The following is a 24,060-nucleotide window of genomic DNA, read 5'->3' as shown; positions in this document are numbered from 1 at the left end:
CTTGTTGAGCCGCCTGCTTCCCGGTGCAGGGATGTGCCTTTCAGCTGTTGGGCTGACGGCGCGCTATTGCTTGTTTGAAAGTTACATACACAATTTGGCAATTATCAAGCAGAAAATGCTGTTATTGATGTGGCATGCCGATATACGTTTGGTCGATGCTGAAGGTTTCTTACGGCAGCTTCTTGCCAAGGGCGCAGGTTGATCTGACCTGGGAAAGGGCGGGCAATGGCGCGTGCAAAGCGAAATCACCCGGCGAGAGCCGTTGGTGCAGCAATCTCGAAGCCGCCCGGCGACGACAATGTCGTGGCCGGCGACATCATCTCCCTCATCAGGCAGAGCGCTCTAAGCCTCAGCCCGTCCGAGCAACGCGTTGCCACGGTGCTGCTGGCCGATATGGAGTTTGCCGTTCACGCCAGCAATTCCGAGTTGGCCCGTCGGGCGCGCGTCAGCGAGCCGACGGTAACCCGGTTCAGCCGCTCCGTCGGTTGCCGGGGCGTCCGCGACCTCAAGGTGAGGCTGGCTCAAGCAATGGCGGTCGGGCGGATTTACGTTGAGCTTCCCCCGCATGTCGGGACCGATCTGGCGCGCCCCGCGCTCTGGCGGTCGGTGTTTCAGGAAATTCGCCGTGCAATTGCCGCTGCCGAGGAGGGACTTCGCAAGGAGGACATCGAGCGGGCTGCCGAAGCTATCTCCCGCTGTTCGAAGCTTGCAGCGTTCGGGGTGGGGGGCGGTTCCACTCTTGCGGCGGCGGAGGTTCAGAACCGGTTCTTTCGTCTTGGGATTGCCGTCTCGCATGCCTCCGATCCGAGCTTGATGCGCATGATTGCCGCGACCTTCGGACGGGATGATGTCGTCGTTGCCATCTCGACCACCGGTGCAGCCAACGAGGTGATCGAGGCAGCCAGTATCGCCAAGCAATACGGCGCCTTGGTCATCGCAATTACCAAGCCGCAAAGCAGGCTGGCCTCGATCGCCGATATTGCGCTTGGCGTACACGTGCCCGAGGCGCCCGACGCGCTCAAGCCGACGGCGTCGCGCTATGCATTTCTCGCCACCATCGATCTGCTTGCGGCGTCAACTGCCTATTGCAAACCGCTCGAAGCCCAGGCGCGCATGCGGCGGATCAAATACGAGTTGCTGAAGGGGAGCGACGGGGACGCCAAAGGGCCGCTGGGAGACTGAGCGGGCAATTAGCCCACCGCCCGCCTCTCGGGATTATGTTCGCAATATGGCCTCGATCTCTTGCGCTGCTTCAAGCAGCGTGCGGTCTTGTCCGCGCGCGGCGATGACCTGAAGGCCGAATGGAAGTTCGCACCGATCCGTTCCGCACGGCAGCGAAATCGCCGGCAGACGAGCATGATTGACAAAGGGCGTTAACGCCGCGTGCGCGCGCGGGCTCGCCGCGCGGCCACCGATCATGTCGGGTCCGAGCTGGGTGAATGGCCAGGCGACACAGGGAACGGTTGGCGCCAGCAGCAGATCAACCTCGGTGAAGAATGCCGCGAAAGCATTGGCGATTGCGGCGCTTGCCAGCAGCGCACCGGCAACGTCGGCGCCCGACCACGACAGCCCTCGCTCGATCTGTCTGGCGATGTCAGGATCGAACACGGTCGGATCCTCGCGGAAGGCATCTCGATAGAGTGCGGCGAGGCCGGCCTGCTGAAGCGGCATGATAGCCTCTTCCGTCGCGCCCGCCGGCCAGACGGGATCGCGCTGCGCGATGCTGAGGCCAGCGGCGGAGAGACGCGCGATGGCGAAAGCGAGCCCTTCAGCGACAACATCGTCGACGGCGACGTCGAGCCCAAGGCGCGGCGAGAACGCGATGCGCAGACCGGCGATGTTTTTGGCCTCTTGAGCGATGCCGGCTGAATCCGGATCGCGCGGATCGACGCCGGCCATGGCCTCGAACGCCAGCGCGATATCGGCAACGTCAGTGGCGATCGGCGCGATGACGGAGAGGCCGAAAAACGGTTCGGCGAAGCCTGGCCCATAGGGGATCGCGCCATAGGACGGTTTGAACCCCGCGACGCCGACATGGGCCGGCGGCCTGCGGCTCGAGCCGCCCGCATCGGTGCCGATCGCTAGCGGCACGAGGCCGGCCGCAACCGCCGTGGCAGGGCCGCCCGACGAGCCGCCGGGCGTCAACGTGGGATCCAGCGGATGCCGCGTTGGCCCATACAGCGGCGAGGTGGTCACGCCCTTGCAGGCGAATTCCGACGTTGCGCCGATGCCGACGACGACGGCGCCGGCCTTGCGCAGCTGCTCGATCGCAATCGCATCCTGCGGCGCGACGAATTCGGCGAACAGGCGCGAGCCCTGTGTCACACGCCAGTCACGGACCCAGATGTTGTCCTTGACGACGACGGGGACACCGGCGAGCGGCATCGTCTCGCCGGCACGCAGGCGATCATCGACCGCTGCGGCGTCGGCAAGCGTACGCGCAGGAGCGGTCGTCACCACTGCGTTCAGCGCCTTGGCGGCCTCGATGCGCGCAAGCGCGGCCTTGGCGGTCTCGACCGCACTCGTTCGTCCGGCGGAGACGTCGGCCGCAATCTCGCACGCGCTACTTCTTCCCTTTGTCATGGCCTCCCCAGACCAGTGCCAATGTGCCGCAGAGGGCGAGGCAAGCCAAGGCGAAGAAGGCGGCACCGAGACTGGCTGCGCTGTCCAGGAAGGACACCAGCGCCGGTGCTGCCAAGAGGCCGGCGTAGGATGCGGTCAGCACCGCGCCGGTGGTTTCGCCAATCCTGTCCTGCGGGGCGAGGCGTGCGATCTCGGCGACGAAGACACCGTTCCACCCGGAGGCCGTCAGGCCGAACAGAGTTGCAATCGCGAACTGGCCGGTCCGCCCGAGCGATACGCCATCGAGACCCAGCAGCGCGGCGCAGAACGTCATACCGAGGCCGATGACGACGAGAACTCCGCGCGAGGCATTGAGGCGCGTTGCGACGAAGCCCCAGCCGAGCCGGCCGATCAGGCCGCCGGCCTGGGCGCAAGCAAGCGCCATGCCGGCCTCGACATGGCTGAGGCCGAGCTCGCGGGTGCCGAGCGTGACGAAGACCGTATTGAGCGACACCTGCATCGCGCTGAAGGGCATCGAGGCCAGCGCCAGCATTGCGATGCGCCGGTCCGCGATCACCAGTGCCAGCCGCGTGCGAAGGCTAAGCTCCGGCAGTGGCACGACCTTGACGGCGTAGGCGGGCCGCAGGCGCTCGAACCACGCTATCGCCAGCAGCGCACAGGCGCCCACGGCGGCATAGCACCAGGCGGGCCCGAGCGAGATTGCGATCGCGGGCAGAACCAGCGAGCCGCAGACGGCGCCGATCTGGTTTCCGGTCTGGCGAACCGAGAACACGAACGCGCGCCGCTCGGCCGTCACGAGCCGCGCCAGCAGCACCGCGCTTGCGGGCGTCTCCGGTCCGAAGGCGAGGCCAAGACAGAGGCCGGCTGCGAGCAGGGCCGCCGTCGAGCCGAGCGAAGCCAGCGCCATGCTGGCGATGATCGCCGCCGCGCAGAGGCTCGCGATCCGCATCGAGCCCAGGCGGGCGATGAAGCCGCCGCCCCAGAACGAGGCGGGAATGCCGACCGCGAACACGGCGCAGGAGAACATCGAGAGCTGCCAGACCTCGATATGGGCGCGCGGTGCCACCACGCCCGGCGCGAACAGAGCCAGAGCCACCAGCGCCTGCAATGAGGTCGTGGCGCCAAGCGCGGGCAGCAATGCGGGCGCTGGTCGAACGGCCGTGTTTGCGTCTACCATGGTGCAGCGCTCTCGGGGGGAACATTGTGGCAGGTGGCATTTCCATTCACGCGGTCGATGTGGCGAGCGGACGCCCGGCGCAGGGTCTGCGCGTCGAGATCTGGCGGATCGATCCGGACTCGCTGCGCGTCGCCGACGGACGGCTTGGTGTCAACGGCGTGCTCGATCATCCCGTTGCGCAGGGGGCGGGCGTGACGGCGGGCGAGTATGAGGTCCTGTTTCATCTCGGCGAGTTCTTTGGCGAGCGCGACGGGTTTCTCACGGTGACGCCGTTCCGCTTTCGCATCAAGAATGTTGACGAGCATTTTCACCTGCCGCTGAAATTCACGCGCTGGGGCTATTCGCTGTTCCGCGGCGCCTGATCAGTTGGTCAGCCGCCGCGATAACCCCGTGACGCGCTCCATAATCGCGACCAACGCGACGGTTGCAATGATCAGCACGCCCGACAGCGCGGCGATGGTGACGTCGAGCTTGCCCTCGAGGTCCTGCCACATCCGGATCGGCAGCATGTCGGTGGCGGCATCACGCAGGAACAGCGACACCGGCACGTTGTCGAAGGACGACATGAAGGCGATGAAGGCGCCCGCGATGATGCCCGGCCGGATCAGCGGCAGCACGATGCGCCGGAACGTGTAGATGCGGCCGGCGCCCAGCACGGCCGAGCTCTCCAGCAGGGTCGGCTCCAGCTGGGCAAGCGCCGCAATCGTATTGCGCACGACATAGGGCACGCAGACCACGGTGTGGCCGATTACCAGCGTCAACGGCGACACCGGCAGGCCGACCAGCGAGAACAGCATCAACGCGGCAAGGCCAAAGGCCAGCGCCGGCAGAACCAGCGGCGACATGAAGAGGGAATCGAGCAGCCGCGCCGACAGCGTCGGTGAGCGCGAGATCGCGAGCGCGGCGGCAACGCCGAGCACCACGGACAGGCCCGTCGCCCACAGTGCCACGATGAGGCTGTTCTTGGCTGCGAAGTGCAGCTGCCAGGCGTTCCACAATTCGGCGTACCAGCGCAGCGAATAGCCCGGCGGCGGAAAACGCAGCGAGAAGCCGCTGGTGAACGAGACGATCAGCACCACCAGCGACGGCGCGATGATGATGATCAGCGCAATCGCGGCGATCAGGCTCATGACCAGCTCGAAACTGAACGCCTCCAGGGTGCGCTTGCGCCCGCTCATCACGCACCTCCATAGCCGCGCGACAGGCGGCCGAGCGTGGTGAAGACGGAGACGACCGCGAGCACCGCGAGCAAAAAGATGATCGAGATTGCGGAGGCAAACGGCCAGTTCTGCAGGGTCGAAGCCTGCTGGTAAAGATACATCGGCATGAACAGCATCTGTCCGCCGCCGATCAGCGACTGGGTGATGAAGGCCGTGATCGCGGCGGCATAGGTCAGCGTGCAGCCGGCGATCACGCCGGGCAGCGACAGCGGCAGCACGATCCGGAAGAACGTGCGCCAGCTTCCAGCGCCGAGCGAGCAGGAGGCGTCGTCGAGATTGGAATCGATCCGGCCGAGCGCGGTGATCAGCGGCAGCGTCATCAGCGGCATCTGCACCTGCGCCAGCGCGAGGACGACGCCGAACTGGGTGTAGAGCAGTTTCAGGGGCGTCTCGATGATGCCGAGCGATTGCAGCGTCGCGTTGATGATGCCCTGGCGGCCCAGGATGACGATCCAGGCGAAGGTACGGACCACGACGCTGGTCAAAAGCGGCAGCAGCACGATCAGGATGATGATGGTCTGAAGCCGCGGCCCGACCCGCTGGTAAAGCCAGGCGATGGGAAAGCCGAGCACGAGGCAGACGGCCGTCACCTCGGCCCCAAGCAGCAGCGTCGAGCCGAGCACGCTGAGGCTGAAGGGATCGGTGAGGAAGTGCAGATACTGGCCGAGTCCCCAATGGAGCGCGGCCGTGTCGTTGTGCAACGAGAGCCACAGTAATTGCAGCAGCGGCGCCACTAAGAACACTAGGAAGAACAGCGCCAGCGGCGCTGCCAATCCCATCCCGTAGGACGTGACGTCTCGTGATGCCGGTGCTGTGCCCATCATGAGTCCTTGAAGCTCTAGATCTTGATCTCGCGGTTGAAACGCTCGATCCAGGCCGAGCGCTGCTCGTTGATCTTCTTCCAGTCCTGGAACACGAATTTCTGCTTCAGCTCGGCCGTGTCCTTGGCGAGCACGCGCGCGATCTCGCCGCCCATCGCCACCTTGGAATTGGTCGGCACGATCAGGTAGGGCGGGTTCATCAGCGTGGTCTGCACTTCCGGGGTCAACGACGCCTCGATCAGCTTGAAGGCGAGCTCGCGGTTGGGCGAGTTCTTGACGATGTGGATCGTGGTCTTGAAGGCGATGGCACCTTCCTTCGGGGCCACGAACTCGACCGGCACGCCGCGCGCTTTCAGGATCTGGATGGCGTTGAAATTGCCGGGCGAGATATCGATCTGGCCCTGCTGGAACAGGGTGGCGAGCGCGCCGGGATTGGCGGCGACCGCGGCGAGGTTGGGCTTCAGCTCCTCGATCGCCTTGAAGCCGGGATCGACATTGGCTTCCGAACCGCCGCGCATCTTGGCGATCTCGACCAGCCAGCCGGTGCCGAGCGTCGAGTTAAGGTTGGTGATGCCAACGCGGCCCTTGAACTCGGGCTTCCACAGATCGGCCCAGGAGGTCGGCGGCGTCTTGACGGCTTCCGGATTGTAGGTGAGGCCGACGACCTGAAAGAAGGGGGCAGGGCCCATCGGCTCCTGGGCCTCGGCGATCAGGTCCTTGTAATAGGCGCTCTTCTCGACGGGGTATGGCTCGACCAGATCCTGGCCGATTGCGACCAGGGCCGGGCCGGGATCGTGCAGCATGACGTCAATCGGCGGATTGGCCTTGGCGGCGTTCACCTTGGCGATCTGGTCGACCGAGAGCATGGGGTCGAGCACCATCGCGGCATCGGCGTTCGCCTTGCGAAAGGCCGGCACCAGCACGGCCTTGTGCGCCTCCTCCCAGCTTCCGGTGAAGGTCGCAAACACCAGCGGGCGGGCCTGGGCGTAGCTCAGTCCGGGAAACGCCTTCATGGCGCCGAGTGTGAGTGCGGTCGTCATCAGGCTTCGGCGGTTCATGATCATGGTCGAACTCCCTCTGGACAAAAACTGAATTCAAAGCGTTGCAGGAAAAGCGTTTGCGAGCGACGGGGCGAGCGGCGCGAGGCGCACCGCGGCGCCGCTCTCCAGGGTGCGCGTCTCGCCGATGCGCGCCTGGGAGATCTTGACGCCGGAGCCGTCCGCGGTGGTGACCTCGTGGACGACGGTGGCTCCTAACGGCAGCGACATGCCGACCACGCCGGCAAAGCCGGTCTCGTCGCCAACGAATTGCAGATGCTCGGGGCGTATGCACACGGTGACGCGGCCGCCCTCGGTGAGAGCGCCGCCGGCGGGACGCGCAATGATTTCCGCGCCGGCATCGAGGCGGACTTTTGCGGCCGTGCGGTCTGCCGAGACGACCACGCCGGGCATGCGGTTGCTGGCGCCGACGAACGTGTTGACGAACAGGGTCTGCGGCCGGTCGTAGACGTCCGACGGCGACCCGAACTGCTCGAGCTTGCCGTGGCTCAGGACGGCGACGCGGTCGGCCATCGACAGCGCTTCTTCCTGGTCGTGGGTCACGATCAGCGTGGTGATGCCGGAGACGCGCTGGAGCCGCTTGACCTCGATCTGCATGTCGAGCCGCAGATTCTTGTCGAGCGCGGCAAAGGGCTCGTCGAGCAACAGGATTGACGGCTTGATCGCGAGCGCGCGGGCCAGCGCGACGCGCTGCTGCTGGCCGCCGGAGAGCTGCCGTGGCAACCGTTCCGACATGGTCGGCAGCTGCACCAGATCCAGCAAGCGCTGTGCTTCGCGCTGGCGGGTCGCCTTGTCGATCCCGCGCGCGGCAAGCCCATAAGCGACGTTCTCGCTGATGCTGAGATGGGGGAATAGTGCGTAGTTCTGGAACACGATGCCGACCGCGCGGCGGTTCGGCGGTAGCGCGTCGACGATGTCGTCGCCGATGATGATCCGCCCCTGCGTCTGCGCGATGAAGCCGGCGATGATGCGCAGCAGGGTAGTCTTGCCGCAGCCGGAGGGGCCGAGCAGGGCGATGATCTCGCCCCCTTTGATGTTGAGATTGATGTTCTCGACCGCGAGCGCGCCGCTCGGATAGCGGTGGGTGACGGCGTCGACCACGAGCGATCGGCCGCCTTGCGCTTCAGCCATGGTGTTGCCTCCCGTTGCCCCGGAGTAGAAAGCAAGTCTCATGCCCGCACCGGTCGCTTTTCGCCGCGAGGTTTGGCATGGTGGGGTGATGACGTCGGATCGATCGGTTTGCGACCTCACTGCCACGGCCCTCGCAGGCGCCCTCGCGAAGGGCGAACTCTCCTCGCGCGACGCGGTCGAGGCGCATCTGGCGCGGATCGCGAGTCTTGATAGCCAATTGGCGGCCTTCGTGACTGTCGATGCGGAGGGGGCCCGCCGTGCCGCTGATATCTGCGACGCCGCGCCAACGCGGGTCGGCCCGCTGCATGGGGTGCCCATAGGGATCAAGGACCTCACCGACACTGCGGGGGTTGCGACCACGTACGGATCGGCTCTGTTCCGCGATCATATTCCGGCCGAAGACGATCTCGTGGTCGCGCGATTGCGGCGCGCTGGCGCGATCATTCTGGGAAAGACCAACACACCCGAATTCGGCTTCGGCGCGGTCTGTACCAACAAATTGTGCGGGCCGACGCGCAATCCGTTCGATCCGGTACTGACTTCGGGTGGATCTTCCGGTGGCTCCGCGGTTGCGGTCGCGGCCGGCATGGTGCCGTTGGCCCATGGCACCGATTTCGGTGGCTCCGTGCGCACGCCCGCAAGTTTTTGCGACGTCGCCTCGATCCGGCCGACGCCCGGTCGCATCCCGGCGCCGCATCGCCCCCTCGGCTGGGACATGCTCGCCACCCACGGTTTTCTCGCCCGCGGCGTCGACGATCTCGAGCTTGCGCTGTCGATCTGTGGGGGAGGCGATGTGCACGACCCACTCTCGATCGGTGTCGTCAATGAGGATCGGCCGGTTGCAGTGCGTCCCCGGATCGCAGCGACGCCCGATTTCGGGATCGCGGCCGTCGCGCGCGATGTCCGTGCACGTTTCGCCGCGGCCTGCGAGGCGCTCGGAGCCGTGGCCGATGTGGTGCCGTCCGCGCCCGATTGCGGCGGTGCGATCGAGGCATTTCGGACGCTGCGCGCCGCGCACATCGCCAACGGCTATGGCGAGCTGCTGAAGTCGCGCCGCGCCGAGCTGACGCCCACCGTGATCTGGAATATCGAGGCGGGCGCAAAGCTCTCCGCGGAGGACTATCTCAATGCCGAGCGTCGCCGCACCGCGATCTATCGCAGCTTTCGCGAGCTGTTCAGCCGCGCCGATTTCCTGGTAGCGCCGGCGGCGTCCGTTTTGCCCTGGCCGAATGAGATCAGCGACGTCACCACGATCGATGGCGCGGCGCTGGAGACGCCGATCGATTATCTCGCCGTCACCTTCATCGTGTCGCTGGTCGGTTTCCCGGTGCTGACCCTGCCGGCCCCCCGAGCGGAGAACGAGCTGCCGTTCGGTATCCAGATCATTGCACCGCCGGGATGCGAATCCCGCCTGTTTGCCTTCGGCCGTACGATTGAGAACAAGCTTGGTTTTTCGCATCGCTGGCCGCAGCTCCCCTAGTTATCGCGATGCTCGAGCCGGGCGGCGAGCGCATCGGCAAGACCAAGGGTGGGTTTGGCGGCGGGCCGGCGGTACGTGCCTGCGGTTGCCTTGCGCAGGCGAAGCGCGACCAGGGCCTCGGCCTGCTTCACCGACGCGATGACTTGATCGACGACTGGGACGGGGATCCGGTCGGCCACGCGCTCGGCGAGGCCCGAGAGCGGCGCACCTGCAAAAATCAAGACGTCCGCGTCGTCCTCCACGATCGCGCGCCTGGCGAGATCGACCAGCACATCCTCCTTCTCGGTGCCGACCTCGGAGATCGCCTGGAACGGCGTATCGAGCATGCGGATGCCGGCGCAGCGCTCCCACAGCCCGTGGGCGCGGACGCATTCCTCGTACCAGGGGCCGAGCGCCTGGGCGAAGGTGACGATGGCGAAACGCCGTCCGGCCATGCAGGCGGTCAGCATCGCCGCTTCCGCCATGCCGACCACGGGAATGTCGAAGGTTTCGCGCGCGGCGAACAGGCCGGGGTCGCCGAAGGCGGCGATGATCGCGGCGTCGACCTTGCGATGCTGCCCGGCCAGCATCTCCAGCGCAATGGCACCGCCGATCTGTGCCTCGGTGCGTGTCGAGATATAGGGCACGCCGCGGGTCGCGGTGCAGGGGATCAGCTCGGTCCCGGGCGCAGCCGCGCGCTGCCCGACATCCGTCATCAACTGGGTGACTGCGGTGCTGGTGTTCGGGTTGAGCAGCAGCAGCTTCATGATTGCGCCGCCGTCTGCTTGGCTTGAGAGGCCGCGATGACTTCGAGCAGCGCCGTGCCGGTGCGCCGAACATGGGCGCCGAGCAGGCGTCCTGCGGTTTCGCTATCGCGCGCCTCGAGCGCGGCAAGGACGCCGGCGTGCTCGTCGACCGAATTGCTCCAGCGCCGGTCGGCGCCGAGCGCGAGGTAACGCGCGCGCTCGGCGCGGGAGATTAGCGTCACGTGCGCCTCGCGCAGCGGCGTGTTGCGCGCCATGCGGACGATGGTGTCGTGGATCTCGCCGTTGATGGCGAAGTACTCGTCGAGCTTGCCGTTGCGATGATGACCTTCCATGCGGGTCTGAAGCGTGCGCAGGCGGGCGAGATCGCGCTCGGTGGCGCGCTCGGCGGCGAGCTCGGCGGCCAGCCGCTCGATGCCGGCCAGCGCCTCGAACAATTCCGAGATGCCGTCGACGGCGAGGTCGGCGATGCGCGGGCTGCGGTTGGGGCGGAGCTCAATCAATCCCTCGGCCGCGAGCACTTTCATCGCCTCGCGCAGCGGAGTGCGCGATACGCCCAGCTCCTTCGACAGCCTGGTTTCCTGGGTCTGCGATCCCGGCGGCAGCTCGCCGCGAATGATCATCGTCCGCATCCGCGCGGCGGCGCGCTCATGCAGGCCCATCCGTTTGAGTTTGGGCGACTTTCGGCCCGGGTTGGGTTCGGATTTTTGCGGCACGCCGGCCTTCCTGCTGACGTGCGATCGTAGCTAATTTCCTTCACGTGAGGTGCCCAAATAGAAGACGTATGTGGCTCAAAACACGTGCATATCGAATAAATTGTATGCAGCATGCAGATTGCGGGTTGCGTGGACCGATGCGGACGCGGATGATCCTTTTGAGGAAGCGGAGGAGCGCTTTCGCCGCAACGGAGCGACTGCGATCGATGTCAATTGTGCGCAAACGCCTCGGCATGATCACGCCGTCCTCCAATTCGGTGCTGGAGCCCGTCACCAGTGCGATGCTCGCCGGCGTGGCCGATGTCACCGCGCATTTCTCGCGTTTCCGCGTCACCGAGATCGCACTCGACGCCGCCGCGCTGAACCAGTTCGACGCCTCGGTGATGCTGCCTGCGGCGGACCTGCTGGCCGATGCGAAGGTCGATGCCATCGCCTGGAACGGTACGTCCGCAAGCTGGCTCGGCATCGGCAGAGACCGGAGCCTTTGCGAGGCAATCACGGTGCGCACCGGCGTGCCGGCGACGACCTCCACGCTCGCCTGCATCGATGCCGCTCGCGCGCTCGGCGCCAAACGTGTCGGCCTGGTCTCGCCCTATACCGACGACGTGCAGCGGCGGATCGGTCACGTCTGGGCCGAGGAGGGGATCGCCCCGCACGCGGAGCGGCACCTCGGACTGCGCGACAATTTCTCTTTCGGCGAGGTCGCGCCTGCGACGATTGCTGGCATGATCCGCGCTGTGGCGGCTGACGGCGCCGATGCTGTCGTCATCCTCTGCACCAACCTCGACGGCGCCGCGCTGGCGGCTTCGCTCGAACGGGAATTGAATGTCGCGGTGGTCGATTCGGTAGCGGTCACGCTGTGGCGAACCCTGGAGCTCGCCGGCGGCGATGCCGGGGCTCTTGCCGACTGGGGGCGGATCTTCCAGACATCGACGGTCATCAAGTGATGGAGACTCCTGTGACGCAGCTCGATCTTGCTATTCGCGGCGGCACCATCGTGACGGCCAGCGACGAGTTCCGCGCCGATATCGGCATTCGCGACGGCCGCATCGTCAGCATTGCTGATCATCTCGAAGGCGCAGCGCGCGAGATCGACGCGACCGGGCTGCTGGCCCTGCCGGGCGGGATCGACAGCCATGTCCACATCTCGCAGGCCTCCGGCCCCGACGTGGTGATGGCCGACGACTTCGCCTCAGCGACCCGTTCGGCAGCCGCCGGCGGCAACACCATGGTGCTGCCGTTCGCGCTGCAGCAGAAGGGCACGTCGCTGCGGACCTGCGTCGAGAACTACCGCAAGCTTGCCGAAGGCGAGTGCTATATCGACACGGCGTTCCATCTCATCATCTCCGATCCGACCGCGGTCGTGCTCGGGCAGGAGCTGCCGGCCCTGGTCAAGGACGGCTACACCTCGTTCAAGGTGTTCATGACCTATGACGACCTCGTGCTCAGTGACAAGCAGCTGCTCGAGGTCTTCGAGGTCGCGCGCCGCGAGGAGGCGCTGGTGATGGTCCATTGCGAGGGTTACGACGCCATCCGTTTCCTGACCTCCAAGCTGGAACGCGAGGGCCATATCGCGCCCTATTATCACGGCGTGTCGCGGCCACAGGCGGTCGAGCGCGAAGCCACGCATCGCGCCATCAGTCATGCCGAGGTGATCGGCGTTCCCATCATGATCGTGCACGTCTCCGGGCGCGAGGCGATGGAGCAGGTGCGCTGGGCTCAGCAGCGCGGATTGCCTGTTCATGCCGAGACCTGCCCGCAATACATTACGCTGACGGCTGACGACATGAAGGGTCTGAACATGGACATGTCAGGCGCGAAATATGTCTGCTCGCCGCCGCCGCGCGACGCGGAAAGCCAGCAGGCGATCTGGGAAGGCATCACCACGGGCGTGTTCCAGACTTTCTCGTCCGATCACTGCCCGTTCCGTTACGACGATCCCAGGGGCAAGCTGACGCCGAACGGCCGCACCTCGTTCCGCTGGGTGCCGAACGGCATTCCAGGTGTCGAGACCCGGCTGCCGATTCTGTTCTCCGAAGGCGTGTCGAAGGGACGGATCAGCCTGCAAAAATTCGTCGAGCTGACCGCGACCAACCATGCGCGCATCTACGGCCTCTATCCGCGCAAGGGCTCGATCGGCGTCGGCTTCGATGCGGATATCGTGCTCTGGGATCCCAAATTGAAGAAGCCTATTCGGCAGGCCGATCTGCATCACGGTTCGGACTACACGCCATGGGAAGGGTTCGACGTCACCGGATGGCCGGTAACGACGATCGCCCGTGGCCGGGTGGTGTACGAACACGGCAGGATCGTCGGCGACAAAGGCGCAGGCGACATTCTCAGCCGCGGCAGGTCGAGCCTGATCTGATCGGACTCAACGCGTTGCTGCTCAGCTATGGCGCCCGTGCGCGCGGCGCGACGGCCGTCTCAAGTCCACAGATCATGCCGGTCATATGTTCGTATCCAGCCTTCGCATGCGGCAAAACGAATCTAATCAATTCGGACAAGGTTGTCAGGCCGTCCCCCATAAGGCGACGTCCTTGACACGATTCTCGAAGCTGCCTGGTGGCGTCGTCCGACCTGTGCCGGGCGCTCAGCCGTGCGGAATGAAGCCGTTCAACGAAGCGTCATGGCGCAGATGTTCGACCAGCCCGGCGGCATCGCGGCCGCCATTGCGCTTGGGATCCTTCATTTGCGCGCAGATCTCGGCGCCGCTTTTTCCGAACCGGATGAAGTCAACGGGAGCGAGTTGCCAGTCGATGCCGGCGCGGGGCGGAGCGGGAGCCGGTTCGTTTACTTGCGTCGAAGTCATGTGACAGGTTGAGCAAGGGATCGCCTCCTTGTCTTTACGGCTTTCTCCACCGTGGATGTTCATGCCAGCGGGCAGCATCCGCGCTCTCCTGCATGAACAGTTGATAGACGGTTGCCGGCGCGTCGCCGGCCCTACTTGCCGGCGTGGGCGCGGAGCTGATGTCATGGCTGGATTCTCCCGCACGTCAATTTGGGCAAGTATCAGTTCATTCGGATTTGGCTAGGCGGCCATTCGCAACAGATCGACGATGTCGGCTTCGCTTTTAAAAGGCCGCGGATTGGCCTGCACGAAGCGATGATTGATCGCAATCTTGCTGATCTGCTCGAAATTGTCTTCGCCGATCCCGACGTCGGCAAGGCGACCGGGTAGTCCAAGTCTCCTGGTGAATTCTGCGAAGGCGGCTGCCGCTTCCATGCCCGGCTCGCCAAGAGCCGCTGCTAAGCGCGTTTGCGCATCCTCTGTGAACGCCTTGTTGTAGCGAAGTAGGCTCGGCATGATGACCGGTGTGCAATAATAGTGTGGTACGCCGAAGGTCCCGCCAAGCACGTGGCCGATGCCGTGACTGGCTCCCATCGGGACCCGCGCCTGGAGGCCGAAAGCGGCGAGCCACGCGCCATATTGAGACAGTCGACGCGCCTCCAGATCATCGGGTTGCTGCAAGGTCCGTTGCATTCCCTCCCGAAGCGTGCGGATGCCGGCCAGGACCACCTCGTCGCTAAGCGGCGTGCCGGCGGGTGAGCACAATGCTTCGATGCCGTGGTCCATCGAGCGCGTTCCCGATCCCATCCAGAGCTTCGAGGGCGTATGGACGGTAAGGGCAGGGTCGAGAATGATCGCCACCGGCATCATCAGAGAATGGAAGAAGATCTGCTTCAGCCTGCTGCGTTCATCGGTGACGAGCGCTGCTGCATTGTATTCGCCGCCGTTCAGCGTGGATGGCACCGCGATCTGTCGAACCTTTGGCGATCGGAACGGAGAGACGGTGACGCCCGGGCCCATGGGAAATGGATCGAAACCCGCTTCGTCACGGATGTCATGTTCCATCGCCATGATGACGATCTTGGCGAGATCGATCGCCGAGCCTCCCCCGACGGCGACCACCAGGTCGGCTCCGGCGTCTTTGGCTTGACGGGCAACCTCGGCAGCTTGCTTGCGCGTGGTGTGCTCTGCAATTCCATCGAAGGTCGCGACATGTCTTTCGCCGAGCGCACGCCGGATCTTCTCGATCTCGTCGGTCTTGGTATTCAAGGTGCGGCTGACGATCAGGAAGACGCGCTTGGCATCCAGCCGCACCGCTTCATCGTTCAAGGCCTCAGACGCAGCTTTGCCGTAAACGACACGGTCGATCGCCGGAAAATTGTGTATCCCTGCTTTGCGCATTTGCGTTCTCCCTGTGAGTTATCAAGCACCGATCTTCAAGCGGCGACAGTGTCGCGAATCTGTCGCGACGCCGTTTCCAGAAAGGCCTGAGCGAGATCGGGATCGTTGACGACGCGTGAGAGTGTCAACGCTCCGACCATCGTCGAAAGAATGGCCATGGCTTTGCTCCTGGATTCCTCGTCGCTCGTTTCGGCAATCAGGCGGCTGAGGATTTCGATATGCGCTTTGATCCCGCCTTCGAACGACGCTTTCACCTCGCTGCTCTGTCTGGCCACATCCGAGCCGAGCGCCACGATCGGGCAACCGTCCATCTTTTCGTCGCGATGATCCGTGCTGAGATAGAACCCCATCACCGCCCCGAGGGGATCCTCAGGGGCCGCGGCGATGGCGGTCGACCATCGCAGCGTGGCGCTCTCCAGCGCGCGCGTCGACGCCTGCGCGGCCAGGTCCTCCTTTGACTCAAACTGCTTGTAGAATGCGCCTTGGGTCAGCCCGGCAGCTTCCATCAGGTCCTTGAGGCCGATGCCGTCAAATCCCCGCGACCGAAACAGGCGGCTTGCGACATTGATGACGTTTTGCCGGTTTTCCTCAGCCTGAATGCGACTCACTCGCATCATTGGTCTCCCCATTTTAGATTGCGTTCGACATCTATTATCCGGTATAGAGCTCGAACGCAATCTATCTGGCATGAGGCCACGTTATGAAAAAGCGACAGATGATCGTGCTGGGGAGCGTCCTGATCGCGGGATGCGCGGTGGCCGCATTCGTTACGCTTCGCGCGCCGGCGGCCTCGGCCGTGAGCGATCCGAGGCAAGAAGCCCCGATCGTCAGGATCGCGGCCGCGGGCGCGGGTGACCGGATCGGGGCGCGGGTGCAGAGCAGCCTCGGTTTTCGCGTTCCCGGCAAGATCGTGGAGCGGCTTGTGAATACCGGTGAGCAGGTCAAAGCCGGTCAGCCGCTGATGCGGATCGACGAAACCGACCTTCGTCTTGCGGTCACGGCGAAGCGCAACGCCGTTGCTGCCGCGCGCGCGTCCGTCGTGCAGACCGAAGCGGACGAACCGCGATACGCCAAGTTGGTGAGCAACGGCTGGGCTTCCCGACAGCGCTACGAGCAAGCCAAGGCCGCGCTGGATACGGCCGAGGCGCAGCTTGCGAGCGCTGAAGCCGATGCACGGGTTGCCGAGAACGAGGCGACGTACTCGATCCTGGTCGCGGACGCGGACGGAACGGTGGTCGAAACGCTTGGCGAGCCCGGGCAGGTCGTTTCGGCCGGCCAGACGGTTGTTCGGATTGCCAAGGCCGGTCCTCGCGAGGCGGTGGTCGCGCTCCCTGAAACGATCCGGCCGGCAATCGACTCCGTGGCCGAGGCCAGCGTGTACGGAGCAGCCGAAGGGTGGCGCTATACGGCGCGTTTGCGGCAATTGTCCGACGCCGCCGATGCCCAGACCCGAACCTATGAAGCCCGGTATGTCCTGGACGGTGAAGCCGCGGCCGCACCACTTGGCGCGACGGTGACCATTCGGCTACCGAGCCAAACGAGCGAGCCGCAAGTTCAGGTGCCGCTCCGAGCAGTGCTCGATGATGGCCGCAAGACCGGAGTTTGGATCCTCGACAGCGCCACCTCAACCGTACGCTTTCGGCCGATCAAGCTTGTTCGGGTGACCGACGAAACCGCCGTGATCTCCGGCTTGAATTCTGGTGATCCAATTGTTTCGCTCGGCGCTCACCTCCTGCAGGAGGGCGCTCGTGTCAGGACCGCCGCTGAAAGCCGGAGCAACTGAAGAGTCTCAATCGTTCCGCCCCAGCCGCTGGAGAAGCACATGTACAGCTACATCGTCGAGCAGGAAATCCGAAAGACCTTCGACCATGTCAACAACCATCGCTGGGATGAAGCGGTGAAGGCGGTCGCGCCGCACATCCATCACCGTGTTTCCGGCCATCACGCGTTGGGCGGGGAGCGCCACGACAAAGCGGCCCTGCGCCGCTGGTTCGAGCGGCTCGGACGCGTCCTGCCCACGCTCCATATCAGGGTCAACAACGTCTGGGTGAAGGGCTGGCCCTGGAACACCACCGTGTTTGTCGAATGGGACGGCACCGCAACGCTGCTCGATGGCGACGGCTCGTACGTCAACCGCGGTCTCCACGTGTTCACCCTGCGGTGGGGCAGAGTCCATGCCCTCGAGGAATTTCAAGATTCACAGGAAGCCGCGCGCGGGCTTGCCGCCCAAGCGGCAGCTGGCCTCAAGGAAGCTGCCGCCCAGCCAATTGTAAGTTAGCAGATGAACCTTAATCTTTCCGCGATCGCCGTTCGCGAACGGGCCGTTACCCTGTCTTCATCATCCTGCGTTCGGGTTCAACGCCATTCTTGGCCTGATCGGACTGGCAGGCATCCTGATGTGCAATACCCTGATCCTGACCGAACAGATCAAGGAGAATCGTGCTGCCGGCCTCGATGACTATCACGCCGTCATCGAAGCCACCGTGCAACGCACCAGGCCGGTGATCCTGACCGCACTTGCCGCCGTGCTGGCCTTCATTCCTCTGACGCATTCCGTGTTCTGGGGATCGACGGCTTATACGCTGATTGGCGGCACGGCAGTTGGCAAGGTCCTGATCCTGCTGTTCCTTCCTGCGCTTTATGTGGCCTGGTTTCGCATCAAGCCAGCCCCCTATGAGCGTTCGGCGAAGGATGCAGAATTGCGAACAGCAATCGCCGCCGAGTAGGGCTCGGCGAAATCTATCCCTGCTGCGCCGTGGGTGCCTGGCTAGATAAGCCAGGCACTGCGTGGTCTCGCGGCGGCCTTATAGTTCAAAAAAAGAATGTGTGCAGCAGCATGGAAATGCGCCAGCGATCCTGTCCTAGAACAGCCGAAAACGCGGCCTTATACGCAGGATTTAGACCAAGTTATTTCCAAGTACGAGGACGGGGCCTGTCGTCCAAGTCACGGCACGTGAGCATCTAATCGCTTGACGAGTTCAAAAAAAGAACTGTAGGCTGCGCACGAGATGGCCGAACGCAACGGCCGCGACGTGCCGGATTTGCGGCTGGACCTGTTCTGCGCGATGCCTCTTCGCAAAGGGCGCGACGAGCCGCCACCGGCGCAACAAAACAAAGCCGCACACTCGAGAAGGGGTGCAAGTTTGGGAGGACGCAATGCTGGTGAGATGGAAGATCGTCGCGGCTCTGGCTCTATTCCTGAGTGGTCCCGCATTCGCCGCCGACGAGCCGGGAATCTCTGCTACCGAAATCAAGATTGGCGGGGTTTTTCCCTTCAGCGGACCGGCATCATCGATCGGTCTCGTGGGCAAGGGGCTCATGGCCTACGTTCAGGCGTTGAACGACCGCGGCGGCGTCAAAGGACGCAAGATCAACTACATCGCCTATGACGACGGATATAGTCCTCCCAAAGCGGTGGAGCACGTCCGCAAGCTGGTCGAAAGCGACGAAGTGTCGTTCATGTTCGGCCAGCTCGGCACGCCCGGCATCTCGGCCACTGCAAAATACCTGAGGGCCAAAGGGGTACCGAGTGTCGCCATCGTCAGCGGCTCGTCCAAGTTCACGGACGTCGCCAATTACCCGCTGATCACCACGGGTCTTGTCAGCTACGACACCGAAGGAAAAATCTACGCCAAATACCTGACGAGAACGCTACCGAACGCCAAGTATGCCATCCTCTATCAGAACGACGATCTTGGCAAAGATTACGTCGCTGCCTTCAAGGCGTTTCTCGGCAAGGATTTCGACCGCAAGGTCGTCAGTGCTTCCTACGAGGTCACTGAACCGACGATTGACTCACAGATTACCAATCTGAAGAGCTCGGGTGCCGAGGCCTTGGTGATCGCCGGGACGCCGAAGTTTGCGGCGCAGGCCATCCGGCAAGCTTCGGTGATTGGCTGGAAGGCGACCGTAATCATCAATTTCCCGTCCGGATCGGTCGGAGGCACGCTCGCACCGGCCGGCCTCGACAAATCGGTCGGCGTGATGGTCGGGACCACCAACAAGGACGTCCTGGACGAGACATGGAAAGACGACCGGGGTATGCAGGCCTACCGGGCGTTTTTCGAAAAGTATCTGATGGGCGCCGATATCACCAACGGCAGCTATCTGACCGGTTATCAGCAAGGCGTCCTGCTCGAGCGGATCCTCAAGCAATGCGGTGATGATCTGTCGCGGAAGAATATTCTGGCGCAGGCGAAGAACCTGAAAGACGTCGTCGTTCCGACTGTGCTGCCCGGGATCAAGGTCAACACGAGCGAGACCGAGAACATGATCTGGACGCAGATGCGGCTGCAGCGCTGGACCGGCACGACGTGGCAAGCGTTCGGAGACGTCTTGGACGCCAGGTCGGAGTGACGCTTGGCGCAGCCCGCCCGTTCTATCCATCCGCGGTAATTCAGGAGATCGTTTTCGATGTCGGCGAAGCCATTGACGTTTGCGCCACGGGAGCTCTCTGTCGAGCGCCGCACCGACGGCACGCTCATATTGAGGTCGCCGCTCGAATTGGGGCCATGCGACTGGCGCGTCACCGATTTTCTGCCGCGCTGGGCAAACGCGGCTCCGGACAGAATATTCCTCGCGCAACGCAATCCCAAAGGGGGATGGGACGAGATCACCTATAGCGAGGCATGGTCGCAGGTGCAGGCGGTCGGCCAGAGCTTGATCGACATGGGCGCAAAGCCGGCTGACAGGCTGGCAGTGCTTTCGGGCAACTCCATCGAGAACGCGGTGATCTCCTTTGCGGCGATGTCGATAGGTGTCATTCTGGCGCCTATATCGCCGAACTACACGCTGATGCCCGGCGGCCTTGCGCGCCTCAAGGACATCGCGCAGGTGCTGCGTCCGAACTTCGTTTTCGTTCAGAGTGGACGCGACTTTTCCGCGGCCCGTTCCATTCCCGAATTGGCAGACTCGACCTGGATCAGCGTCGATGGCGCGCCGGAGACGACGCCCTTCCGGGTCCTGACGGATCGAACGGACCGTGAAGGATTCACGCGTGCGTCGGGTGCAATTCCCAGCGACGCCGTTGCAAAAATTCTCTTCACCTCCGGTTCGACCGGCCTGCCAAAGGGCGTGCTGAACACGCATCGCATGATGGCGAGCTCGCTGCAAATGGGGAGCCTGCTGGTGTCGCCTCCGGAGGCGCCGGTTCAGGTCGAATGGCTGCCGTGGCACCATACGATGGGCAGCAACGTCATTCTTCACGGCATTCTCAGGAACGGCGGGACGCTCTACATCGATGACGGTCGGCCGCTGCCTCAGCTCTTTCACAAATCGGTGGCGAACCTCAAGGAGATCTCGCCGACGGCGATGTTCAACGTTCCCGCCGGCTATAACCTGTTGTGCGATGCCATCGAGAACGACTTCGCCCTCGGCGCCAGCATCTGCAAACGGCTGGATCGATTGAGCTACGCGGGGGCTGCCATTTCGCAAGGAACGCTCGAAAAACTCTATCGGCTGACTTCATCGGTCACGGGCCGGCGGATTCCGGTGATGTCGGGGTACGGGACGACCGAAACGGCGCCGACAATCAGCACGACGCATTGGGCAACGGATCGGCCGGGCGAGATTGGCCTTCCCGCGCCGGGCGTGCAGCTGAAACTGATCCCTGTTTCCGACACGTACGAGGCCAGGGTCAAGGGCCCCAACGTCACCCCCGGTTATCTCGGCAGAGCCGATCTGACGGAGAAGGCTTTCGACGAGGAGGGGTTCTACCGCATCGGCGACACCGTGTCGTTTATCGATCCCGAGAAGCCGGAGTTCGGTCTGCGTTTCACCGGCAGAATTTCGGAGAACTTCAAGCTCGCGAACGGCACCTGGGTTGCGATCGGCAATATGCGTGCCGCCATCCTGGCCGCAACGCGCGGCGTCCTACTGGACATTGTCGTTGCCGGAGAAAACCGTGATGCCTGCGCGCTGCTATGCTGGCTGAATCCAACCGAGGCGGCGCGGATTTCGAACGCGCCGGCTGCGGATTTGACCTGCGACCCCAAGGTGCTCGAATTCCTGAGACATCGTTTGCAGGAATACAATGAGGCCGTCGGAAGCAGCGAAAAAATCTGCACGTTCACCCTGCTGAAGGATCCGCCCTCATTGGCCGCGGGAGAAATCACCGACAAGGCCTATGTCAATCAACGTGCTGTGCTCAAGCACCGGGCTGAACAAGCGGACCGTCTCCACTGCAACGAACCCGACGCAGCCGTGATTCGAGTCTGATTCAGTGCCTGACGCCGGTGGCCGGCTCAAGCGGCGCTGCGGCGCGCCTTTGCCTTCGGCTTGTCAGGTGCGGCTGTCGTCAGCGGGCTTTGGGCGCCGGGGCCTGGATGGGTATGAACCTCTTTGGCCGAGAGCGGCTCGCCGCATTCAGAGCACACCATGACCGGGTCGAAGTCCTTTCCGCACTTGCGGTGCTGGTGCAGCAGCGGCCGGCCGCGCTCGTCGACCATGTGAGTGTCGCCCCAATGCACGAGCGCCATCATGATCGGATAAAGATCGAGACCCTTCTGGGTCAGGATATATTCGTGCCGCTTTGGCGCCTCCTGGTAGGGAATGCGGCGCAGAATGCCCTGCCGGACCAGCTTCTTCAGCCGTTCGGCGAGGAGATGACGTGTAATTCCGAGCGCCGACTGGAATCCTTCGAAGCGCCGCGTGCGCAAAAAACATTCGCGCAGGATCAGAAGGGTCCAGCGGTCACCGATCACGCCGATGGTCCGGGCCATCGAACACGGCTCTTCCTCCAGTTCTTTCCACTTCATCCGTATTCTCCAGTCATCCCAGCGAGACCCGCTCGAATCGCTGCCGAGGCCGCCATGTTTGCCTTGCATTCTAGATAGGTACTGAATTCCAAACAATACCCGATGAAACGGTCAAACCAGCATAAATCTAGCCGAATTTGACAGTTCGTTTTTAGAACTGTAGAAGTGAGAACAGGCAAGCCATGCGATTGGATCGCCGGTCCCTGACCATCCAATACGCTCTGCGGGAGAAGCGGTCATGACCCTCAAGGTTGAATTCCAGTTCGATTTCGGCAGCCCAAACGCGTATCTGGCGGAGGTCGCCATCCCCGGGATCGAGCGGCGGACCGGGGTAAAATTCGAGTACGTCCCGGTCCTGCTCGGCGGGATCTACAAGGCGACCGGCAACATGTCCCCGTTCGACTCGCTTCGCGGGATCAAGAACAAGCCGGAATACCAGGCGCTCGAGACCCAGCGGTTTATCCGCCGCCACAACATCACGAAATTTCGTCAGAATACCTTCTTTCCAGTCAACACTTTGATGCTGATGCGCGGCGCCGTCGCGGCCCAGTTCGAAGGCGTATTCGAACCCTATTTCCGCGCCGCCTATCATCACATGTGGGAGGAGCCCAAGAAGATGGATGATCCCGAAGTGTTCCGGACCGCATTTGCCTCCTCGGGGATCGACATCGACAGGCTGGTTACGCGCGCGCAGCAGGATGATGTCAAAAAGAAGCTGATTGACCTGACCAATGACGCGGTCGCCCGCGGTGCCTTCGGCTCGCCGACATTCTTCGTCGGTAAGGAGATGTTTTTCGGCAAGGATCAACTCCGGGACGTCGAGGAATCGATCGTCGAACAGACCCGGCAGCCCGTTTCCAAGACCGGCTAGTTACCGACTTGCGGTCCGTGCGGGTTGAGGCGAAGGGCTGACGGTAAGCCGGAGTTTATCCTCAGCCCGTCGGCAGAAAAACAATCCAGGAGAGTGAAATGGCTGGTCCGCTTAGCGGCGTTCGTGTCCTCGATCTGACCGGCGTGGTGTCGGGCCCGTTTGCGACCATGTTTCTGGCGGACCAGGGCGCCGACGTGCTCAAGATCGAGCCGATCGGTGGCGATATCACCCGTCGCAGCCGGGCCACCATCGACAAGGACGGCGAGTTCTCCGCGCTGTTCATCTCGTCCAACCGCGGCAAGCGTTCGCTCTCGATCGACGTCAAGAGCCCCGCCGGGCACGAGGTGCTGGCCAAGCTGGTCGCGCAGGCCGATGTTCTGGTGCAGAACTTCCGGCCCGGCACCATGGAGCGCCTCGGCCTCGGCGTCGAAGAACTGCGCCAGCGTCATCCGCGCTTGATCTATGTCTCGATCAGCGGCGTCGGCGACACCGGGCCCTATGTGAAGAAGCGCGTCTACGATCCAATCATTCAGGGCCTGTCGGGCTTTGCCGATATCCAGTCGCAGCCGGTCACCAATCGCCCGCAGATGATCCGCACCATCGTGTGCGACAAGACCACCGCCGTGTTCACCGCGCAGGCGGTGGCGGCGGCGCTCTACGCGCGTGAGAAGACGGGGCAGGGGGATCATATCCAGGTCGCGATGCTGGACGCGATGATTTCCTACCTCTGGCCGGAAGGCATGATGCAGTACACGGTGGTCGGAGCCGAGGCCGCTGCCGCCGATCCCAACGACCGCCCGGATCTCGTGTTCAAGACCAGCGATGGTTACATCACGGCCGGCACCATCTCAGATTCCGAATGGCAGGGCTTCTGCCGCGCGTCCGGCGATCCCGAGCTCGCCAACGATGCCCGGTTTGCGACCCCGTCCGCGCGTTCGGTGAACGCCACGGCGCGCATCAACAAGATGGCGGAGTATATCGGCCGGCACACGACCGCCGAATGGCTGGAGCGGTTGGACGCTGCGGATGTCCCTTGCGCGCCGATCCTGCGGCGCGGCGAGATCATCCACAATGAGCAGGTCGTGGCGCGAGGAATCATCGCGGAGTTCGACCAACCGAAGGTCGGTCGTGTGCGCCAGCCCAAACCCGCGGCCCGCTTCGAGGTCAACCAGGCTGCCATCGGCGGACCGGCCCCGCGCGTCGGGGAGCACTCGCGCGAGGTGCTGCGCGAACTGGGCTACGATGATGGCGCGATCGACGATATGGTCGCTGCACGGACGCTACGCGTGGCCATGTAGGTCGAAGCGCTTCGC

General features: G+C 63.8%; 24 protein-coding genes and 1 pseudogene. 13 read left to right on the top strand and 12 right to left on the bottom strand.

The features are described 5' to 3' along the window. The first annotated feature begins 1 nt into the window (after position 1). On the top strand, positions 2 to 202 hold the full coding sequence (locus IVB07_RS24545) for a hypothetical protein (protein ID WP_157643066.1): 201 nt from the start codon (positions 2 to 4) through the stop codon (positions 200 to 202). A gap of 23 nt (positions 203 to 225) precedes the next feature. After that, positions 226 to 1,182 (top strand): MurR/RpiR family transcriptional regulator, encoded by a 957-nt coding sequence (locus IVB07_RS24540; protein ID WP_018458748.1) that lies wholly within the window; start codon positions 226 to 228, stop codon positions 1,180 to 1,182. 33 nt (positions 1,183 to 1,215) lie between these two features. On the opposite strand, the gene IVB07_RS24535 is transcribed toward IVB07_RS24540, so the two are convergent. After that, a complete protein-coding gene (locus IVB07_RS24535) occupies positions 1,216 to 2,583 on the bottom strand; it encodes an amidase (RefSeq protein ID WP_018458749.1) in 1,368 nt (455 codons plus the stop codon). Beyond that, positions 2,564 to 3,760: an MFS transporter gene (locus tag IVB07_RS24530; protein WP_026233652.1), complete on the bottom strand. Its 1,197-nt coding sequence runs from the start codon at positions 3,758 to 3,760 to the stop codon at positions 2,564 to 2,566. The genes IVB07_RS24535 and IVB07_RS24530 overlap by 20 nt, the downstream gene beginning before the upstream one ends. Before the next feature lie 26 nt (positions 3,761 to 3,786). On the opposite strand from IVB07_RS24530, the gene IVB07_RS24525 reads away from it, so the two are divergent. After that, positions 3,787 to 4,122, top strand: a complete 336-nt coding sequence (locus IVB07_RS24525; protein ID WP_026233653.1) for a hydroxyisourate hydrolase — start codon at positions 3,787 to 3,789, stop codon at positions 4,120 to 4,122. On the opposite strand, the gene IVB07_RS24520 is transcribed toward IVB07_RS24525, so the two are convergent. From IVB07_RS24520 to IVB07_RS24505, 4 genes are read right to left on the bottom strand one after another with little or no spacing between them, the layout of a single operon-like run. After that, a complete protein-coding gene (locus IVB07_RS24520) occupies positions 4,123 to 4,938 on the bottom strand; it encodes an ABC transporter permease (RefSeq protein WP_018458752.1) in 816 nt (271 codons plus the stop codon). It abuts the gene before it with no gap. Continuing rightward, the gene (locus IVB07_RS24515; RefSeq protein WP_026233654.1) at positions 4,938 to 5,801 is read right to left on the bottom strand and encodes an ABC transporter permease; all 864 of its coding nucleotides are present in this window, start codon (positions 5,799 to 5,801) and stop codon (positions 4,938 to 4,940) included. Before IVB07_RS24515 ends, IVB07_RS24520 begins: the two co-directional genes overlap by 1 nt. A 17-nt stretch (positions 5,802 to 5,818) precedes the next feature. Next, positions 5,819 to 6,865, bottom strand: a complete 1,047-nt coding sequence (locus IVB07_RS24510) for an ABC transporter substrate-binding protein (RefSeq protein WP_007608710.1) — start codon at positions 6,863 to 6,865, stop codon at positions 5,819 to 5,821. 30 nt (positions 6,866 to 6,895) lie between these two features. Further along, positions 6,896 to 7,990 carry an ABC transporter ATP-binding protein gene (locus IVB07_RS24505; RefSeq protein ID WP_018458754.1) on the bottom strand — a complete coding sequence of 365 codons (1,095 nt, stop codon included), beginning with the start codon at positions 7,988 to 7,990 and terminating at the stop codon, positions 6,896 to 6,898. Positions 7,991 to 8,030: 40 nt separating this feature from the next. Here IVB07_RS24505 and IVB07_RS24500 point away from each other — a divergent pair, with 40 nt between their 5' ends. Next, positions 8,031 to 9,470, top strand: a complete 1,440-nt coding sequence (locus tag IVB07_RS24500; protein WP_247363394.1) for an amidase — start codon at positions 8,031 to 8,033, stop codon at positions 9,468 to 9,470. Here IVB07_RS24500 and IVB07_RS24495 read toward each other — a convergent pair. Together IVB07_RS24495 and IVB07_RS24490 are read right to left on the bottom strand one after the other, a co-directional pair. After that, positions 9,467 to 10,216 (bottom strand): aspartate/glutamate racemase family protein, encoded by a 750-nt coding sequence (locus tag IVB07_RS24495; protein WP_018458756.1) that lies wholly within the window; start codon positions 10,214 to 10,216, stop codon positions 9,467 to 9,469. The genes IVB07_RS24500 and IVB07_RS24495 overlap by 4 nt on opposite strands. Continuing rightward, positions 10,213 to 10,929, bottom strand: a complete 717-nt coding sequence (locus IVB07_RS24490) for a GntR family transcriptional regulator (RefSeq protein WP_018458757.1) — start codon at positions 10,927 to 10,929, stop codon at positions 10,213 to 10,215. The genes IVB07_RS24495 and IVB07_RS24490 overlap by 4 nt, the downstream gene beginning before the upstream one ends. A 206-nt stretch (positions 10,930 to 11,135) precedes the next feature. Here IVB07_RS24490 and IVB07_RS24485 point away from each other — a divergent pair, with 206 nt between their 5' ends. Both IVB07_RS24485 and hydA read left to right on the top strand, forming a co-directional pair. Then, the gene (locus IVB07_RS24485) at positions 11,136 to 11,876 is read left to right on the top strand and encodes an aspartate/glutamate racemase family protein (protein WP_018458758.1); all 741 of its coding nucleotides are present in this window, start codon (positions 11,136 to 11,138) and stop codon (positions 11,874 to 11,876) included. A gap of 11 nt (positions 11,877 to 11,887) precedes the next feature. Next, positions 11,888 to 13,297, top strand: coding sequence for a dihydropyrimidinase (gene hydA / locus IVB07_RS24480; RefSeq protein WP_026233655.1), 1,410 nt, complete (start codon positions 11,888 to 11,890; stop codon positions 13,295 to 13,297). 225 nt (positions 13,298 to 13,522) lie between these two features. Here the strand turns inward: hydA and IVB07_RS24475 are convergent, their stop codons facing one another. The 3 genes from IVB07_RS24475 to IVB07_RS24465 all read right to left on the bottom strand — a co-directional run bounded on the left by IVB07_RS24475 (position 13,523) and on the right by IVB07_RS24465 (position 15,735). Next, complete coding sequence (locus IVB07_RS24475; RefSeq protein ID WP_231188681.1) at positions 13,523 to 13,819, bottom strand: hypothetical protein; 297 nt, start codon at positions 13,817 to 13,819, stop codon at positions 13,523 to 13,525. A gap of 141 nt (positions 13,820 to 13,960) precedes the next feature. Then, positions 13,961 to 15,121 (bottom strand): iron-containing alcohol dehydrogenase, encoded by a 1,161-nt coding sequence (locus IVB07_RS24470; RefSeq protein WP_018458761.1) that lies wholly within the window; start codon positions 15,119 to 15,121, stop codon positions 13,961 to 13,963. A 35-nt stretch (positions 15,122 to 15,156) separates the two neighbouring features. Further along, positions 15,157 to 15,735: a TetR/AcrR family transcriptional regulator gene (locus IVB07_RS24465; protein ID WP_026233656.1), complete on the bottom strand. Its 579-nt coding sequence runs from the start codon at positions 15,733 to 15,735 to the stop codon at positions 15,157 to 15,159. 86 nt (positions 15,736 to 15,821) lie between these two features. Here IVB07_RS24465 and IVB07_RS24460 point away from each other — a divergent pair, with 86 nt between their 5' ends. The 5 genes and pseudogenes from IVB07_RS24460 (at position 15,822) to IVB07_RS24440 (ending at position 21,337) form a co-directional block, all read left to right on the top strand. After that, the gene (locus tag IVB07_RS24460) at positions 15,822 to 16,904 is read left to right on the top strand and encodes an efflux RND transporter periplasmic adaptor subunit (RefSeq protein ID WP_247299695.1); all 1,083 of its coding nucleotides are present in this window, start codon (positions 15,822 to 15,824) and stop codon (positions 16,902 to 16,904) included. Positions 16,905 to 16,943: 39 nt separating this feature from the next. Continuing rightward, a complete protein-coding gene (locus IVB07_RS24455; RefSeq protein ID WP_018458764.1) occupies positions 16,944 to 17,399 on the top strand; it encodes a nuclear transport factor 2 family protein in 456 nt (151 codons plus the stop codon). A gap of 70 nt (positions 17,400 to 17,469) precedes the next feature. Then, positions 17,470 to 17,847, top strand: a pseudogene (locus IVB07_RS24450) (efflux RND transporter permease subunit); the annotation flags it as partial. A 430-nt stretch (positions 17,848 to 18,277) separates the two neighbouring features. Continuing rightward, complete coding sequence (locus tag IVB07_RS24445) at positions 18,278 to 19,477, top strand: ABC transporter substrate-binding protein (protein WP_018458766.1); 1,200 nt, start codon at positions 18,278 to 18,280, stop codon at positions 19,475 to 19,477. A gap of 57 nt (positions 19,478 to 19,534) precedes the next feature. Continuing rightward, positions 19,535 to 21,337 (top strand): AMP-binding protein, encoded by a 1,803-nt coding sequence (locus IVB07_RS24440; RefSeq protein ID WP_018458767.1) that lies wholly within the window; start codon positions 19,535 to 19,537, stop codon positions 21,335 to 21,337. A 26-nt stretch (positions 21,338 to 21,363) separates the two neighbouring features. Here the strand turns inward: IVB07_RS24440 and IVB07_RS24435 are convergent, their stop codons facing one another. Continuing rightward, entirely contained in the window at positions 21,364 to 21,876 is a 513-nt protein-coding gene (locus tag IVB07_RS24435; protein ID WP_018458768.1) for a helix-turn-helix domain-containing protein, read from the bottom strand. Positions 21,877 to 22,114: 238 nt separating this feature from the next. Between IVB07_RS24435 and IVB07_RS24430 the strand changes: the two genes are divergently transcribed. Then, the gene (locus IVB07_RS24430) at positions 22,115 to 22,747 is read left to right on the top strand and encodes a 2-hydroxychromene-2-carboxylate isomerase (protein ID WP_018458769.1); all 633 of its coding nucleotides are present in this window, start codon (positions 22,115 to 22,117) and stop codon (positions 22,745 to 22,747) included. A gap of 98 nt (positions 22,748 to 22,845) precedes the next feature. Next, positions 22,846 to 24,045 carry a CaiB/BaiF CoA-transferase family protein gene (locus tag IVB07_RS24425; RefSeq protein WP_018458770.1) on the top strand — a complete coding sequence of 400 codons (1,200 nt, stop codon included), beginning with the start codon at positions 22,846 to 22,848 and terminating at the stop codon, positions 24,043 to 24,045. Positions 24,046 to 24,060 lie beyond the last annotated feature (15 nt).

The organism is Bradyrhizobium sp. 172, assembly GCF_023101065.1.
GTDB lineage: Bacteria > Pseudomonadota > Alphaproteobacteria > Rhizobiales > Xanthobacteraceae > Bradyrhizobium > Bradyrhizobium canariense_D.
Note: the sequence above shows the minus strand (reverse complement) of the source record. Positions and strands in the feature narration are given on the sequence as shown.